Raw genomic sequence first — 16,562 nt, forward strand, 5'->3', positions numbered from 1 at the left:
ATGCTAGCACCGCTAATCAAGTGTGCATCAGGATAGTGAATTTGACTCAATAAGATATAGTGGTGGGATGTGATGGCTATGAATTTTGACAATCTAAAAGTCGGTAAAAAATTAGGATTAGGCTTTTTCCTGATTCTGCTGATGACCATGGTGATTGCCGGTGCGGGCATTATGCATATTAGCTCGCTGAAAGACAGTATTGATAAAGTTAATTTAAGCAACAATATCAATGATGAAATTAACCAGGCTAAATATTACCGCGCATTATACGGCACCACATATAACCCAGATGATATAAAAAGGAACATTGAGCATATTGCCAATGTCAGCAAACTCGCTGAAAAGGCAAAAGAATTTCACTGGCCTGAAAGCGACGCCAAGAAAATAGCTAATATCCCTACATTAATTACCAGCTATCAGGAAAAACAAAACAATTATATTAATGCCGTTAGCAAAAAAGATGCCGTTAGAAAAAGCTGGAATATTTCAACCACGGAAAAACCCCTACAAGATCTCAACGATCAATTAAAGACAGACAACAACAGCACAAACCTACAGCTATTACTTTCCGATCTGAACCAAAAACTGATTGCCGTCCGCTACCACGTTCGTGGTTTATTACTTTCTACCAATAAAGAATCCGAAGAAAAACTGACGGATGCCATCAACGCGGCACAAACGTCATTGACCTTCCTGTATCAGAGTCTGTCTGCCGAACAACGTGAAACACTGACACCCGTTCTGACAATCATGAACAACTATGAAGAGCAGGTTCTTGCTTACATGCCAGCCTATCAGGAAGAGATGGCGCAGGCAGCACAAATGCGGAGCGTTGCCGACCAATTGAACAGCGTGGTGAAATCCCTGCTTAGCGATCAGCTGGCAGCCTCACAGGAAGATATTCACAGCGCCACGCTGCAAATGAGCATCGCGGCGCTAATTACACTGCTGCTTGGCCTGCTGATTTCCTGGTTCATTTCACGTCAGATCACCACACCGTTGGGCAACACATTGAACATGGCTGAAAAAATCGCGACAGGCGACCTCACCATGTCCATCAACACGACGCGTAAAGATGAGCTGGGTCAGTTGATGAGTGCGATGTCGAAAATGAATGACAACCTGCACAATATGATCGACGACATTCGCGTCGGCGTCAGCCAGATTTCTAACGCCTCCAGCGAGATCGTCGCGGGCAATACGGATCTGTCATCACGTACCGAGCAACAGGCCGCCGCCGTTGAGCAAACCGCCGCCAGCATGGAACAGCTCACCGCGACAGTTAAGCAAAACGCGGATAACGCGCACCACGCCAACAAACTGGCAATCAGCGCTTCCCAAACGGCCAAACAGGGTGGCGAGCAGGTGAATAACGTGGTGCAAACCATGACCGCGATTGAAAACAGCTCTAAACGTATCGCGGAAATCACGTCCGTCATTAACAGCATCGCCTTCCAGACCAACATTCTTGCATTGAACGCCGCGGTGGAAGCCGCTCGCGCCGGTGAACAAGGCCGTGGCTTTGCCGTGGTTGCCAGCGAAGTCCGCAATCTGGCACAGCGCAGCTCTCAGGCCGCGAAGGAAATCGAAGGCTTGATCTCTGAATCGGTTCATCAGGTATCGCACGGTGCAACGCTGGTCGGCAACGCGGGCAAAACGATGAATGATATCGTCACCTCGATCACACAGGTGCATGACATCATGGGTGAAATTGCCACTGCATCGGATGAGCAAAGCCGGGGCATCAGCCAGGTTAGCCAGGCGATTGTTGAGATGGACAGCACCACGCAGCAGAACGCCGCGCTGGTTGAACAATCTTCTGCCGCCGCCGACTCGCTGGAAGAACAGGCACGACTGCTGAAGCAGGCGGTTTCCGTCTTCCGTCTGGCCAACACACAGCACGATGAGACGCCTGCCAGTATCGCATTTACCAACCCAACGCATCGTCTGCACGCACCGCGCTAATATCGCAACAGCCACGTACCAGAAACAACAAAGCCCCTGTTAAACAGGGGCTTCATCAACAAATCCATCACGCCAACACGTACATCATCAGCGTCTGTCGGCGCAGAGAAACAAACCTCAGAACGGTTTCGGCGCGTAGCCCGTCATCTCTGTTAAGCCCATTTCGCGCCCCAGTGCAGTCATCGGATGTACCACTACCAAACCGCGAACGCTTTTCTTCAACGTCCCCATATCAGCCTGCTCTTTTTTCGTAATCGCACGGCTGAAAGGCAGCTTCGCCAGTTTCTGCGCTTCTTTGCTGAGTTTCTGTTCTCTCACGTTACGCAGGCGCTCAATTTCGGCCGTTAGCTTCTCACGCGCTTCCATATTGAGGGCGATAGCTTCGGCATCACCTTGTGCCAGCAGCGTGGCCTGCTTACGCGTCAGCTTATCCAATTGGTCGCTAAGGCGTTTAATCTCTGCTTTTTCCTGCTCTTTCATAAAAGATAACCTGTATAACGGGAGAATAATGCGGAGCACAGCATACACTATACTCTTGGCTGACGCAGTGACGTGATAGCGTGGAATAGGGTTAAAACGCCTTTTTCAGGCTAATTTGCGCAATCAGAGTAGTTAGAGATAACACTAGCGTGGAACGCACCATCTGCTGATAACGCTGCTGCTGCATGTTCACCAGAAGCGGATCGGCGGCGTCGGCCCCCTGCGGCAAAGCTGGCTCTGCGGGCAGCGCCGTAACGCAGTGCAGTTCGCCGATGGGCCCCAGAATTTCATCGTCGGTAAAACGATAATGCCGATCGTCATGCGTCAGCTCTTCACCCAGCGCCATTAACAGTTCTGCATCTTCGTACTCTTTACGGCTGATCATCCCCAGACCATAAATCAGTTTCAGGCGCACGGACAGGTCGCCCAGTGGGCCCGTTCCCGTCATCAAGGGTTCAACGGCATATTTCACCGCATAGTCGTCTTTACGGAACACCTGCAACATCAGGATACTGACCGCTTCAGACAGCAATTCAACGGCACAAAGCATAAAATCGCGCACGGTCTTCCCTGAGTTCAGCGCTTCCAGAACCCGGTTTTCAAACGCCTGTGTTTCTTCCATCGTCACTTCTCGACCCTTTAACCCCGCACACAGCATACCCCATCTCGGTAGCATGCTTACCGGCAGGTGTGGCGACATCCCATCCCCGACGTCGCCTATACCTTTTACACCGTGTCGAAAAGACCGGTGACGAGACGCGCCGATTACTGCATGGCGTTATACACATTCACTGCTTGCGCGACAACCTCGCTGTCAGCATCCAGGCCAGAAATCTGTGCCAGCGCCGCCTGCGGCCCCTGTGCGCGGAGCAACTCGGCCAGTTCCAGCGCCTGCGGATCCTGTTCGCTGCGATAATGCATCGCGGCGGCAATACCGGTAATCAGGTTGTCATGCGGCAAATGGTACTCCAGCGTTCCCAGCAGCGGCTTGATCAGACGGTCGCCCGCGCTCAGTTTACGCAGCGGCTGGCGGCCAACGCGCTCCACATCATCATGCAGATGGGGGTTTTCAAAGCGGCTAAGAATTTTATTGATATAGGCGGCGTGCTTATCCGCATCAAAACCGTAGCGCTTGATGAGCACCGCACCACTCTCTTCCATTGCGCCTTTGACTACGGCTCTGACTTTCGGGTCAAGAATCGCATCGCGAATCGTTTGGTGCCGCGCCTGCTGGCCGAGGTAGGCCGTAATCGCATGACCCGTGTTCAGTGTGAACAGCTTACGCTCGACAAATGCCATCAGGTTGTCGGTCAGTTCCATACCAGGAATCGCTGGCGGCTCACCGCAGAACTGGGTTTTATCAACGATCCATTCGCTGAAGGTTTCTACCGTCACCGCCAGCACATCATCACTGCCCGCTTCGGAAGGGGGAACGATACGATCCACCGCAGAATCGACAAATCCCACATGCTCGACAACCCATTCCTGATGGCCTTCCGGCAGCAGTTTCAACACATGCTGTTTTAACTGGCTGGTGCCGCGCACCATATTTTCACAGGCAATAATGTTCAACGGCCGGGTATTGCCATCGTTATGACGCTTAACCAGCCCCTGAGCGATAGCTCCGGCGATTTTTTCCAGAATCTGCGGCCCGACAGCAGTGGTCACCAGATCGGCTGCGGCAATCAGCGCGACGGCATCCTGACTGCCGCTGTGAACGGCACTCACGTTGCTCACGGTATCAAGGCGTGTGTTATCGCCCACAATCCGCACCGTATAGCTTTTACGGCTGTTCAGGGCATCCAACAGCGGCTGATTGACGTCAGCAAATGTCAGTTCGACGTTGGCATCCGCCAACAATTTCCCAATAAATCCACGGCCAATATTACCCGCGCCAAAATGTAATGCTTTCATGAGACATAACCTTAAAAAAACATAAAAAGAGGCCGCCCGAAGGCGGCACTAGCCACATCAATTAGGCACTCTTTTTACCGGAGAGTAAGTCGAGTACTTCCTGAACATCCTGCGTGTGCGCCAGACGTTCAATGACAGCGTCATCATCCAGTGCGTTGGTCAGGCTGGTGATGACCTGAATGTGTTCGTTGTTACGGGCAGCGATACCGATAACCAGACGTGCAACTTCATCTTCTTCATCGCCAAAGCGCACCCCTTCAGGGTATTGGCAGAAAACCACGCCCGTTTTCAGCACGCGATCTTTCGCTTCAATTGTACCGTGCGGCACGGCGATCGACTCACCCAGATAGGTAGAGGTCAGCTTTTCGCGTTCCAGCATCGCTTCAACATACTCAGGCTCGACGTAGCCACCTTTCACCAGTTGCTCACCGGCGAAACGGATTGCCTGCTCTTTGTGTGTCGCATGCTGATTCAGGAACACATTGCCTGCGCCCAGTTGGAACAGGTTTGTCTGCGTATCGGCTACAGCGGGTGCAGCCGTTGCGACGGTTTCAGGCTTCGCGGCACCCTGTGCAGCGACCAGACGCGCCGCCAGATCGCTATACAGACCGCTATCAAGGAAGTTGGTCAGCGAAATGTGCTGTGCCTGCGGCGCATGACGCATCGCGCGCTCGGTCAGGTCACGGTGCGTAATCACCAGATCGACATCGTCCGGCAGACTATTGATCGCGCTGTTAGTCACCGAAATGTTGGTCAGCCCGGCATCCTGCACTTTCTTGCGCAGCACGCCAGCACCCATCGCGCTCGAGCCCATACCGGCGTCACAGGCTACGATGATTTTACGCACGGTGCTCATATCGCCGCTGACGCCAGCGCTCGTCGCCGTACCTTTCGCGGACGCTTTCATTTCCTGTACGCGGCGCGTCGCGTCACCCAGGTCTTCTTCTTTTTGCTTGGTGCTTTTCAGCAGAATCGCCGACACGATGAAGGACACCGCGAAGGCTGCCGCAATGGCCGCAAGGTTAGCGAAGTAAGCACCTTTTGGCGTCATCGCCAGCACTGCCAGAATAGAGCCCGGAGACGCAGGAGAAACCAAACCGCCGCCCAGTACGCTCAGCGTAAACACGCCGGTCATCCCGCCCAGAATCACCGCGATAATCAGACGCGGATTCATCAGGACATAAGGGAAGTAGATTTCGTGAATCCCGCCCAGGAAGTGGATAATCGCCGCGCCCGGCGCTGACTCTTTCGCGTTACCACGACCGAAGAACATATACGCCATCAGCACGCCCATACCTGGGCCTGGGTTCGCTTCGATCAGGAAGAAAATAGACTTGCCAGTTTCCGTTGCCTGCTGAATGCCCAGCGGTGAGAAGATACCGTGGTTAATCGCGTTGTTCAGGAACAGAATTTTCGCGGGTTCAACGAAGATGGACGTAAACGGCAGCAGGTTGTTCTGTACCATCAGGTTAACGCCGGAAGCCAGCACCTGAGAGAAGACTTCAACCAGCGGACCAATTGCCAAAAATGACAGAATTGCCAACAACATACCGATAATACCGGCAGAGAAGTTGTTGACCAGCATTTCAAAGCCGCTCTTGATTTTACCGTCGACCATACGGTCAAAACGTTTGATCGCCCAGCCACCCAACGGGCCGACGATCATCGCGCCGAGGAACATCGGGATATCGGTCCCGACGATCACACCCATCGTCGTAATCGCACCCACCACGCCGCCACGTTCACCGAATACCAGACGTCCGCCGGTATAACCAATCAGCAATGGCAGCAAATAGGTAATCATCGGACCGACGAGCTTCGCCAATGTTGCATTGGGGAACCAGCCAGTAGGGATAAACAGCGCGGTAATAATACCCCAGGCGATAAAAGCGCCAATATTGGGCATGACCATATTACTGAGGAAGCGACCAAAGTTTTGCACTTTGATCTTAATATCTGGTGAAAGCATAAAAACACACCCCTATTGAAACGCGCTGACAATAAGAGCGCGTGGTAATTATCGTGAGACGGCGTGGCAATATGTGTTAGTTGCAGCGATGGTTAGCAACAACGACCGACAGCCTTATTTTTACCGAGATATCAGCAGTGACCAAAACCTCGGCTGTTATAGGCATATCGGTAATCAAAACACCGATTGCTTCCGTCAGTATTACTGTATGCAGCGCGGACTCTAACACGCTGTTTTCATACCGCAACTCCATGGCAGGAACGTGACAAAAATCACACAACCACCCTACATCAACGATACAAATAGGTGATTTACTTCACAAAAAACCGTTAAAAATGAAAAACTAAACCGATTCCCAGACAAATACAGCCCTTTATATGTGATTCACATCACATTTTAATGACCCGTATTTGTTTTATTTATGTGACGACAATCACAATTTATTTTTACTCTCTCGCCTGCTCTCGCCCTCTTATCCAGAATACCTATCCGTAATAGCGCATCGCTAGAGCATGAGAAAACGACGCGATTAGGGATAATTCACGCCACTTACCCCTCTGAGCGCATTCATTAAATTCTGCTGTTGCATGGGTAACGTCGCCACCATGCCGTTATATTGCGCCACCTGCTGCGGCGTACGGAATTGTACAGACGCACCATTGAACACGGCCTGATCGCCCTGAGCCTGAAGGAAATCGCCGATCTGAGTCAGGCTCTGTGCGAAAGCAATCGCATTCGGAATGGCGGGCAACAGCGCGTTAGTTGGCTGTATTACCGTGCGTGCATACAGCCGCTCATAGGGTATCTGCACTTCTTCAGGCTGTTTTAACGTCCGGTGAGCATTGTCCGCCTGCACTTTCGCCGCCTGCACATGCTGGCTCAGCAGGTTCATTGCCCCGATAGATTGCCGCAGGCCATCACGCTGTGTCAGATAGTCTTTAGGGACGCGAATGCGGGAAATTTGCCCCAGCATCGGCGTAAGACTGCCGGATACGGCTTGATTAAACTGCTGAGAAAAGGTGGTTAAAATCGCGTAATCGTTGGCAAAATTGCCAAAACTCTTCTTTTGCTCTTCCGTCAATGTCGGCAGCGTTCCATCCTGCTGCGACTGCGCGCTTTGCAGGAACGCAATGAATGCCTTCCGCTGCTCCGCCTCACTGTCACCACAGGCAGCCAACTGCAATGCCGCCAGAATAACCAGAACTGGCAGCAGCCAGCGTGAACGGTACATCATCAGCCTTCTCATGCCCTACTCCTGTTATGCTCACTGCCCCGCCAGTCGCGTCCTCTTCAAACAGAAACGCGCTGACGTTGGATTTTCCATGACAAGATTTTCTACGACATAAGCATAGTCGAATCAGGCTGGCTGTGCAGAAAAAGGCCAGGTCTGACAACGAATAGCCATTGTTTAAGTATCGAAATACACGGAGGCGATCACAGGGGTGAGGCGGGACGTTTTACAGCGCGGAAAAAATAACCCCCGAACAGGAGAACCTACTCGGGGGTTGAGACGACGGTAACGCTATCGCCGTTATTGCAGGACGGAAATATCCGCTACCTGCAAGAACAGCTCGCGCAGTTGGCTCAGCAGCGTCAGGCGGTTCACACGCACCTGCTCATCTTCCGCCATGACCATCACCTGATCGAAGAATGCATCGACAGGTTCACGCAGTGAGGCCAGCTCAACCAGCGCTTCCTGATAGCGGCCTTCAGCGAACAGTGGCGTCAGCTTGTCGCGCAGCACGACAAGGTGCGTTGCCAGCGTAATTTCCGCGGCGTCTTTCAATACGGCTGCATTAACGCTTTCGTTCAGCGTATCGGTAGATTTCGCCAGAATGTTGGAAACACGCTTGTTAGCCGCGGCCAGCGCTGCTGCAGCATCCAGCGAACGGAAGTGGCTGACGGCTTTCACGCGGGCATCGAAATCCGCCGGACGAGTTGGACGACGCGCCAATACCGCTTGAATGGTATCCACGCTGTGACCTTCTTCCTGATACCAGGCGCGGAAACGGCCGAGCATAAACTCAATCACGTCATCCACAACGTTGGTGTTAGTCAGCTTGGCGCCATACAAACGCACCGCTTCTTCGGCCAGCGTCTGCAAATCCAGCGGCAGGCGTTTTTCGACAATGATGCGCAGCACACCGAGGGCGGCACGACGCAGCGCAAACGGATCTTTGTCGCCTTTCGGATGTTGGCCAATGCCAAAAATCCCTGCCAGCGTATCCATCTTGTCGGCAATCGCCAGCGCACAGGCCACCGCAGAAGAAGGCAGTTCATCACCTGCAAAGCGCGGCTGATACTGCTCATTCAGCGCAACGGCAACATCTTCCGCTTCGCCATCATGACGCGCATAGTGCATCCCCATCACGCCCTGCGTGTCGGTGAATTCAAACACCATGTTGGTCATCAGGTCACACTTGGACAGCAGACCCGCACGCGTCGCGTGATTCACATCAGCGCCAATCTGACCAGCCACCCAGCCTGCCAGTGCCTGAATGCGGTCGGTTTTGTCGCGCAGCGTACCCAACTGCTGCTGGAATAAAACGGTTTCCAGACGCGGCAGGTGATCTTCCAGACGCTTCTTACGGTCGGTATTGAAGAAGAATTCGGCGTCAGCCAGACGCGGGCGCACCACTTTTTCATTACCGGAAATAATCTGCTGTGGATCTTTGGATTCGATATTGGCAACAAAGATGAAGTTTGGCAGCAGATTGCCGCTGTTGTCGTAAACCGGGAAATACTTCTGGTCACCTTTCATGGTGTAAACCAGCGCTTCGGACGGCACCGCGAGGAATTTTTCTTCAAATTTCGCAGTCAGTACCACTGGCCATTCCACCAGCGAAGTGACTTCTTCCAGCAGGCTGTCGCTCAGATCGGCGTTGCCGCCAATCTTGCGAGCGGCTTCTTCGGCATCGGCTTTGATTTTCGCTTTACGCGCATCGTAGTCGGCGACGACTTTACCGCGCTCCAGCAGAATTTGTGGATACTGTTCAGCAGTATCGATCGTAAATTCCGCTTCACCCATAAAGCGATGACCGCGAATAGTACGAGCAGAATGGATACCCAATACCTGACCGGGGATCAGTTCTTCATCCAGCAGCATGGTTACAGTGTGTACCGGGCGCACAAACTGTGTTTCTTTGTCGCTCCAGCGCATCAGCTTTGGAATTGGCAGCTTCGATAATGCGGTGCTTACCATGCCAGCCAGCAGCGCCTGCGCCTGCTCGCCTTTCGCGTGGGCGCGATACAGCAGCCACTCGCCTTTATCGGTCGTCAAACGCTCAGCTTGCTCAACGGTGATGCCACAGCCACGCGCCCAGCCTTCTGCCGCTTTGGTGGGTTTCCCTTCAGCATCAAATGCTTGTGCAATCGCCGGACCGCGTTTTTCTACTTCACGATCGGGCTGAGAAGCGCTTAAGCGTGCCACTTTCAGCGCCAGACGGCGCGGCGCAGCAAACCAGCTCACCTCACCGTGTGCCAGATTGGCGGCATCCAGCTCCGCCGTGAAATTAGCGGCAAAGGATTCTGCCAGATTACGGAGAGCCTTCGGCGGCAGCTCTTCCGTGCCAATTTCCACCAGAAAAGTCTTGTCAGTCATGGCTGCCTCTTAGCTCTCTTTCTTATTACACATCGGGAAACCCAGTGCCTCACGCGAGGCATAGTAGGCTTCCGCAACCGCTTTGGTCAGGGTACGAATACGCAGAATGTAGCGCTGGCGCTCGGTAACCGAGATCGCTTTACGCGCATCCAGCAGGTTAAAGCTGTGCGCCGCTTTCAGAATGCGTTCGTAAGCCGGTAAAGGCAGCGGTTTTTCCAGCGCCAGCAGGTGCTGCGCTTCTTTCTCATATTGCTCGAAGCAGCTGAACAGGAAATCAACGTCAGCGTGTTCAAAGTTGTAGGTCGACTGCTCGACTTCGTTTTGATGGAACACATCGCCGTAGGTGGTTTTACCTAGCGGGCCATCGCTCCAAACCAGATCGTAAACGCTATCAACGCCCTGGATGTACATCGCCAGACGTTCCAGACCGTAGGTGATCTCACCCGTCACCGGTTTACATTCCAAACCGCCAACCTGCTGGAAGTAGGTAAACTGCGTGACTTCCATACCGTTCAGCCAGACTTCCCAGCCCAAACCCCAGGCACCCAGCGTCGGGTTTTCCCAGTTGTCTTCCACGAAACGAATATCGTGAATGGTCGGATCCATACCCAGCTCTTTCAAAGAACCGAGGTACAGCTCCTGAATATTGTCCGGTGATGGCTTAATGACGACCTGAAACTGGTAATAGTGCTGTAAGCGGTTCGGGTTTTCGCCGTAGCGCCCATCGGTCGGACGACGAGAAGGCTGCACATAGGCGGCGGCCATTGGCTCCGGCCCCAGTGCCCGCAGGCAGGTCATAGGATGTGAGGTGCCTGCGCCGACTTCCATGTCCAATGGTTGAACAATGGTGCAGCCCTGGCGAGCCCAATAATCCTGTAATGTCAGGATCAGGCCCTGGAAGGTCTTGGTATCAAACTTTTGCATGTTGGATTCGCGCGCGATACAAGTGGATTTATAAGGAATGCGCCAGTATACCCTCTGACCGCAAGATATACAGCCAGAATGCGGTAACAAGTGCAAATCCCCGTCATCATCTTTCAAATTCCGGGATCAGCCGGAAAAAACGGTCTGCAACATCTTCAGGCTCAGCAGCAGTAACAATGCCGCAAAGGCCTTTTTCAGCGTTGCCACAGGCAGACGATGCGCCAGACGGGCGCCGACAGGTGCGGTGAAAAAACTGACGGCGGAAATCAGGAAAACGGCGGGCAGAGAAACATAACCGACGCTGTAGTCAGGCAATCCGGTCGTCGACCAGCCGTTGATCAGGTAACCCAACGCACCGGAAAGCGCAATCGGTAGCCCAACCGCTGCGGATGTGCCGATCGCCTGCTGAATACGAACGTTGCACCACGTCAGGAACGGCACCGTGAGCGACCCGCCGCCAATCGCCACCAGCGCTGAAATGCTACCAATCACCAACCCCGCCAGCGAAATGCCTGCCGTACCGGGCAACTGGCGCTGCGGTTTTGGCTTGATATTCAGCACCATTTGCAGCGAAACGTAAGCCATGAAGCAGGAGAAAAAGATCGCCAACGCCCGCGTCGGCAACAGCGTCGCCAGCCAGGTGGCCGCGAATGTCCCGATCAGAATGGCAGGCGTAATCCGCATTACCACAGGCCATAGCACCGCCTGATGTTGATGATGCGTGCGCAAGCTGGAAATCGCCGTGACGACAATCGCCGCCATTGATGTGCCCAACGCCAAATGCACCAAATGGGTATTATCCACCCCCTGTGCAGCAAACAGCGCCGTCAGCACCGGCACCATAATGCCGCCACCGCCAATGCCCAATAAGCCCGCCATAAAGCCTACCACCGCGCCTAATGCCAGATAGGCTGCAATCCACTCCACTGCCATTCCCTGTACCCCTGTCTCTGTCTATGCTTTTCTTATGATCGATTGAACAGCGTTGAACTAATACACAGCCCTGAGCTAATGAACAGCCTTGAGCGAATATAGCCTTAAGCGAATAAATAACCCTGAGCTGCTGGCAAAACATTATTCACGATTCCACGACGACTTTCCGCCCCATCCGCCAGCGATCTTTCATATCTGCGAGCACGCCCGCAAAACACTGGTTGCCCATACAGCACTTTAAGTGCCATCATCACACCACATTGCGACAGACCGCCTTACAATCAACGGCATCACCATAATCAGGAGAAAGGCATGCAACGCTGCGGCTGGGTTACACAAGACACCTTATATCAGGAGTACCATGATAACGAGTGGGGAAAACCCTGCACCGACAGCCAGAAGCTGTTTGAGTTACTGTGTCTGGAAGGCCAGCAGGCGGGTCTTTCCTGGATCACGGTTCTAAAAAAACGCGAACACTATCGCCGTTGCTTCCACCAGTTCAACCCTGAGCAAGTCGCACAAATGACGCAGGATGACGTAGATCGGCTGGTGCAAGACAGCGGCATTATCCGCCATCGAGGAAAAATCGAGGCGATTATCACCAATGCACAAGCGTGGGTGGCAATGGAGAGCCAAGGGGAAAGCTTCTCGCATTTCATTTGGTCTTTTGTCGAGCACCAGCCGCGCCTCAATCACCCCGCTTCGCTCGCAGAAGTCCCCGCCAAAACGGACGTTTCGGATGCCATGTCCAAAGCCCTGAAGAAACGCGGCTTCAAATTTATCGGCTCAACCATCTGCTATGCCTTCATGCAAGCAGGTGGATTGGTCAATGACCATGTCACCGACTGTTTTTGTCATCAGGAAAGCGCGTCATGATCCGTCCTTACCGCGACCACGATCTCGCGCCGCTGATGCAGCTTTGGCTAAAGAGCACCATTCTGGCGCATCCGTTTATTCGTGAAGATTACTGGCGAGAAAGCGCCAGCGCGGTACGTGACGTCTATATTCCCCAGTCGCAAACCTGGGTTTATGAGGAGCAAGGAAGCCTTATCGGCTTTATCAGCGTGCTGGAAGCACGGTTCATCGGCGCACTGTTTGTGGAACAGGCCTATTATGGAAAACGGATTGGTACAGCGCTGATCCAGCATGTTCAGGCACAGTTTCCCTTACTCAGTCTGGAAGTGTATCAGCAGAATACGCGCGCCTGCCGGTTCTACCATAAGCAGGGGTTCATCATCGTTGAGGAAAATGTTAATCAGGATACACAAGCCACGGCGCTGATCATGCAGTGGGCGAATGAGGGAGCCGTAAATGCCGCTCCCTCCGATTTAGTCGGTCACCGCTGAGCCATCGACTCAGCGCAATATCAGAACGTTGTCCAGTTATCGCTGCCGTTATCCCGCGATGCGAGCGTCGGCAGACGAGCCGTCGGCTTATTGCCCGAGTTACCGTTACCGGTGCCCGATCCTTGCAGTCGTGGCAGACCGGCAACATCCGCATCAGATATGCGGAAAACCGACATCAGTTTTGCCAGCTTCGAGGCCTGCTCCTGCAACGAGTTCGCCGCGACAGAAGATTCGCTCACCATGGCGGCATTCTGCTGAATAGTGGTATCCATTTCAGCCACTGCACTGCCGATTTGCGCAATCCCGCGGCTCTGCTCATCCGATGCCGAAGAGATTTCCCCCATGATGTCATTCACGCGACTCACGGAAGCCACAATGTCATCCATCGTCGTTCCCGCCTGAGAAACCAGATCCGTTCCGGCACCCACGCGAGAAACCGACTCTGAAATCAGGCTTTCGATCTCTTTTGCCGCCTGAGAGCTGCGCTGGGCAAGGCTGCGCACCTCACTGGCAACCACCGCAAATCCCCGTCCTTGTTCACCGGCACGCGCCGCTTCCACCGCCGCATTCAATGCCAAAATATTGGTCTGGAAAGCGATGCTATTAATGACGCTTGTAATATCAGAGATTTTCTTCGAACTCCCTGAAATATCGCTCATGGTGTTAATTACGCGGTTAATAATCTCCCCACCGCGATTGGCATTGGTTGAGGCTTCTCCGGCAATCTGGCTGGCATGTCGGGCGTTGTCGGCGTTGTTTTTCACCGTAGCCGTTAACTCTTCCATACTGGCTGCGGTTTCTACAATCGCCGCCGATTGCTGTTCGGTACGTGATGACAAATCATTATTGCCTACGGCAATGTCAGAAGCAGCACTTTCAACGCTGTACACACTTTGACGAATATCAGTCATTAAATGACGTAGTTTCTCCGTCATCACCATCATCGCCGTCGTGAGTTGCCCCAGTTCATCATGCCGCTCTACCGTAACATTGGCGGACAGGTCGCCGCCCGCAATGCGTTCCGCCAGCTTCAGGTTGGTGATAATGGGTCGGGTAATTTGTCGGGTGACAGACCAGGCGATCAATAGCCCGAATACGATGGCTATCGCCCCTAAAACCAGCGTTTGCAGTACGGAGCTATTGATGATGTCATCATTCTTCGCGCCGAGCTTTTGCAGAATATTGCCGATATCACTCGTCATTTTGTCTCCGGTTGCCCGGAATTTAACATCTGTGGTCTTTAGCTGCCCCAGTTGTACGTAATACTGCTCTGCCGTTTGATGATAATTTTCAAATGCTTGCCAAAACGAATCCACGACGCGACGACGATCGCCACTGACCGACGATGCCAACGCATCGTAGGATACCTTCGATGCAGCATAGACCTGTTTCTGTGCATTAAACGCGGCTTCGCTGTTCTCTTTTTGTAAGATATAAGTGCTATTGACCAGTTTCAGAAACAGCAGTGAGAACGCGTCTTTCTGCATCGCTAACGCATTTTCATCCGCGCCGACGGGAAAGTTCGTCATAAATGCCGTTAATGCATCAGAGGCATTCATCTGGCCGATTTTTTTTGCCGTCGCGACGACCGCATTGGCGGCGGCTTTCAGGGTATTCAGATCGGTATCATAATCTTTAAAATCTTGATCAAGATTATTAAAATCAGAGAGATAACCCTCCTCCCACGTGAGTGCTTTCGCTTTTTCTTTTTGCTGATTTGCCTGACTAATATAGGTATTCAGATTCTTGATATTGTCATCCGCAAAGGTGAATGAATATTTCACTCTCGCCATTTTTGACTGATCGAGATAGTGATTCATTTCATTCAAAATGGTCGTTTTAACATACAGATCGTGAATGATAAAAAATCGTACAGCGCCAACGCCAGACGCCATCATCACTAACAGCAGGACAATACCGAAACCGCCATACAGCTTATGAGACACCTTGAGGTTACTCATAATCCTGGTAAAAAAATGCATTTCCGCCCCCATTAACAAACCGTGTCTAAAACATGAATCTGTCTAAAAAAACACCATGCCTAAAACATCCCCGTAAATAGGGTTATCGGTTTGTCGTGGCAATGCTTTACCCTAAATGAGTGATAGCAATCACAAAGGAAATATATTAATCAATTAAGACATAAAAACTCACGCTAAGCGCCTGTATACGATCGTTCATCGTATTCATCGTGCAAATCCCCCATTAATCGCGGTTAACCTTGGGCAGATGCGGGGGCGGTATCACTTGCAGTCTCCCGCCAGCTACGCGATTATTCGATGAGCTATTTCTACGTTAACTTCCTTAATCTGCTGGAGTTTGTGATGAAACCTAGCGTTATCCTGTACAAAAAAATTGCTGACGACCTACGCGCTCGTTTAGATCAACACTTCATCGTCACTGAACTTGACGCCTTTCCTTCACTCGACCACCCGGCTCTGGCAACGGCCGAAGGCATCATTGGTTCCGGTGGTAAAGTCGATAAAGACTTCCTGCAACACGCCCCACGTTTACGTGCAGCGTCCACCATTTCTGTCGGTTACGATACCTTTAACGTCGATGCACTGAATGACAAAGGGGTGATTCTCATGCATACCCCAACCGTGCTGACGGAAACCGTGGCGGATACCGTTCTGGCACTGATGCTCGCCAGCGCACGACGGGTCGTGGAAGTGGCCGAACGCGTTAAAGCAGGCGAATGGAAAGGTGGCGTTGACAGCGACTGGTTTGGCACTGACGTTCACCATAAGACCATCGGCATTCTGGGGATGGGTCGCATCGGTCTGGCTGTCGCACAACGCGCCCACTTTGGTTTTAGCATGCCGGTTCTTTACAACGCTCGCCGCCATCACGCCGAAGCGGAGCAGCGCTTTAATGCTCGCCATTGCGATCTCGATACGCTCCTGGCCGAGTCTGATTTCCTCTGTATCACGCTGCCACTCACGGCGGAAACGCATCATCTGATTGGGCGTGAGCAGCTGGCAAAAATGAAATCCAGCGCCATTTTGATTAATATCGGTCGTGGTGCCGTCGTAGATGAAGACGCGCTGACGGAAGCGCTGGTGAAAGGAACCATTCAAGGGGCAGGCCTGGATGTGTTTGTCAAAGAGCCGCTCCCCGTCGATTCCCCGCTGCTGGATTTACCTAACGTCGTGGCACTGCCGCATATCGGTTCTGCCACGCACGAAACCCGTTATGGCATGGCCGCCTGCGCCGTTGACAACCTGATTGCCGCTCTAAGCGGTCAGGTGAAAGAAAACTGCGTGAATCCGCAGGTTTTGAAATAGTCCTCAGTCAATCTGAGCGCTGCGACGACGTGCTCGCAGCGCTGCTGCCCTCCTACTCAATAAACCCGTCATCACACGCGAAACGCGGCTATTTTCCGCAAAAAACCGCCCTTCTCCCTACCTAAAAACTGGATAACCAATGC

At 52.6% G+C, this 16,562-nt stretch carries 13 protein-coding genes; 4 read left to right on the forward strand and 9 right to left on the reverse strand.

Annotated features, from left to right (window positions below):
• The first annotated feature begins 72 nt into the window (after positions 1 to 72).
• Positions 73 to 1,965 carry a methyl-accepting chemotaxis protein gene (locus tag WCT94_RS12225; protein ID WP_336869770.1) on the forward strand — a complete coding sequence of 631 codons (1,893 nt, stop codon included), beginning with the start codon at positions 73 to 75 and terminating at the stop codon, positions 1,963 to 1,965.
• Between the two features lie 117 nt (positions 1,966 to 2,082).
• Here the strand turns inward: WCT94_RS12225 and WCT94_RS12230 are convergent, their stop codons facing one another.
• The 8 genes from WCT94_RS12230 to WCT94_RS12265 all read right to left on the reverse strand — a co-directional run bounded on the left by WCT94_RS12230 (position 2,083) and on the right by WCT94_RS12265 (position 11,786).
• Positions 2,083 to 2,445: a YibL family ribosome-associated protein gene (locus WCT94_RS12230; protein ID WP_181848032.1), complete on the reverse strand. Its 363-nt coding sequence runs from the start codon at positions 2,443 to 2,445 to the stop codon at positions 2,083 to 2,085.
• A 91-nt stretch (positions 2,446 to 2,536) separates the two neighbouring features.
• Complete coding sequence (locus WCT94_RS12235; protein ID WP_336869825.1) at positions 2,537 to 3,103, reverse strand: MltR family transcriptional regulator; 567 nt, start codon at positions 3,101 to 3,103, stop codon at positions 2,537 to 2,539.
• 107 nt (positions 3,104 to 3,210) lie between these two features.
• The gene (locus WCT94_RS12240) at positions 3,211 to 4,359 is read right to left on the reverse strand and encodes a mannitol-1-phosphate 5-dehydrogenase (RefSeq protein WP_336869771.1); all 1,149 of its coding nucleotides are present in this window, start codon (positions 4,357 to 4,359) and stop codon (positions 3,211 to 3,213) included.
• Positions 4,360 to 4,420: 61 nt separating this feature from the next.
• Positions 4,421 to 6,328 carry a PTS mannitol transporter subunit IICBA gene (locus WCT94_RS12245; protein ID WP_336869772.1) on the reverse strand — a complete coding sequence of 636 codons (1,908 nt, stop codon included), beginning with the start codon at positions 6,326 to 6,328 and terminating at the stop codon, positions 4,421 to 4,423.
• Positions 6,329 to 6,857: 529 nt separating this feature from the next.
• Complete coding sequence (locus WCT94_RS12250) at positions 6,858 to 7,574, reverse strand: DUF3053 domain-containing protein (protein ID WP_336869773.1); 717 nt, start codon at positions 7,572 to 7,574, stop codon at positions 6,858 to 6,860.
• Positions 7,575 to 7,859: 285 nt separating this feature from the next.
• Positions 7,860 to 9,929 (reverse strand): glycine--tRNA ligase subunit beta, encoded by a 2,070-nt coding sequence (gene glyS / locus WCT94_RS12255; RefSeq protein ID WP_336869774.1) that lies wholly within the window; start codon positions 9,927 to 9,929, stop codon positions 7,860 to 7,862.
• Positions 9,930 to 9,938: 9 nt separating this feature from the next.
• Entirely contained in the window at positions 9,939 to 10,853 is a 915-nt protein-coding gene (gene glyQ, locus WCT94_RS12260; RefSeq protein WP_010286428.1) for a glycine--tRNA ligase subunit alpha, read from the reverse strand.
• Positions 10,854 to 10,979: 126 nt separating this feature from the next.
• A complete protein-coding gene (locus WCT94_RS12265; protein ID WP_336869775.1) occupies positions 10,980 to 11,786 on the reverse strand; it encodes a sulfite exporter TauE/SafE family protein in 807 nt (268 codons plus the stop codon).
• A 312-nt stretch (positions 11,787 to 12,098) separates the two neighbouring features.
• On the opposite strand from WCT94_RS12265, the gene WCT94_RS12270 reads away from it, so the two are divergent.
• Both WCT94_RS12270 and WCT94_RS12275 read left to right on the forward strand, forming a co-directional pair.
• Complete coding sequence (locus WCT94_RS12270) at positions 12,099 to 12,662, forward strand: DNA-3-methyladenine glycosylase I (RefSeq protein ID WP_336869776.1); 564 nt, start codon at positions 12,099 to 12,101, stop codon at positions 12,660 to 12,662.
• Entirely contained in the window at positions 12,659 to 13,132 is a 474-nt protein-coding gene (locus tag WCT94_RS12275) for an N-acetyltransferase (RefSeq protein WP_336869777.1), read from the forward strand. The genes WCT94_RS12270 and WCT94_RS12275 overlap by 4 nt, the downstream gene beginning before the upstream one ends.
• A gap of 20 nt (positions 13,133 to 13,152) precedes the next feature.
• On the opposite strand, the gene WCT94_RS12280 is transcribed toward WCT94_RS12275, so the two are convergent.
• A complete protein-coding gene (locus tag WCT94_RS12280) occupies positions 13,153 to 15,114 on the reverse strand; it encodes a methyl-accepting chemotaxis protein (protein WP_336869778.1) in 1,962 nt (653 codons plus the stop codon).
• 342 nt (positions 15,115 to 15,456) lie between these two features.
• Between WCT94_RS12280 and ghrB the strand changes: the two genes are divergently transcribed.
• A complete protein-coding gene (ghrB, locus tag WCT94_RS12285) occupies positions 15,457 to 16,419 on the forward strand; it encodes a glyoxylate/hydroxypyruvate reductase GhrB (RefSeq protein ID WP_336869779.1) in 963 nt (320 codons plus the stop codon).
• The last annotated feature ends 143 nt before the right edge of the window (positions 16,420 to 16,562 follow it).

This window comes from Pectobacterium sp. 1950-15, assembly GCF_037136835.1.
Classification (GTDB): domain Bacteria; phylum Pseudomonadota; class Gammaproteobacteria; order Enterobacterales; family Enterobacteriaceae; genus Pectobacterium.

What these genes read in the sequence shown, in the direction of transcription:
- glyQ (WP_010286428.1), bottom strand. Translation starts at nt 10,853, where the DNA reads ATGCAAAAGTTTGATACCAAGACCTTCCAGGGCCTGATCCTGACATTA.
- WCT94_RS12230 (WP_181848032.1), bottom strand. Translation starts at nt 2,445, where the DNA reads ATGAAAGAGCAGGAAAAAGCAGAGATTAAACGCCTTAGCGACCAATTG.
- ghrB (WP_336869779.1), top strand. Translation starts at nt 15,457, where the DNA reads ATGAAACCTAGCGTTATCCTGTACAAAAAAATTGCTGACGACCTACGC.
- WCT94_RS12225 (WP_336869770.1), top strand. Translation starts at nt 73, where the DNA reads ATGGCTATGAATTTTGACAATCTAAAAGTCGGTAAAAAATTAGGATTA.
- WCT94_RS12240 (WP_336869771.1), bottom strand. Translation starts at nt 4,359, where the DNA reads ATGAAAGCATTACATTTTGGCGCGGGTAATATTGGCCGTGGATTTATT.
- WCT94_RS12275 (WP_336869777.1), top strand. Translation starts at nt 12,659, where the DNA reads ATGATCCGTCCTTACCGCGACCACGATCTCGCGCCGCTGATGCAGCTT.
- WCT94_RS12245 (WP_336869772.1), bottom strand. Translation starts at nt 6,328, where the DNA reads ATGCTTTCACCAGATATTAAGATCAAAGTGCAAAACTTTGGTCGCTTC.
- glyS (WP_336869774.1), bottom strand. Translation starts at nt 9,929, where the DNA reads ATGACTGACAAGACTTTTCTGGTGGAAATTGGCACGGAAGAGCTGCCG.
- WCT94_RS12235 (WP_336869825.1), bottom strand. Translation starts at nt 3,103, where the DNA reads ATGCTGTGTGCGGGGTTAAAGGGTCGAGAAGTGACGATGGAAGAAACA.
- WCT94_RS12270 (WP_336869776.1), top strand. Translation starts at nt 12,099, where the DNA reads ATGCAACGCTGCGGCTGGGTTACACAAGACACCTTATATCAGGAGTAC.
- WCT94_RS12250 (WP_336869773.1), bottom strand. Translation starts at nt 7,574, where the DNA reads ATGAGAAGGCTGATGATGTACCGTTCACGCTGGCTGCTGCCAGTTCTG.
- WCT94_RS12265 (WP_336869775.1), bottom strand. Translation starts at nt 11,786, where the DNA reads ATGGCAGTGGAGTGGATTGCAGCCTATCTGGCATTAGGCGCGGTGGTA.
- WCT94_RS12280 (WP_336869778.1), bottom strand. Translation starts at nt 15,114, where the DNA reads ATGCATTTTTTTACCAGGATTATGAGTAACCTCAAGGTGTCTCATAAG.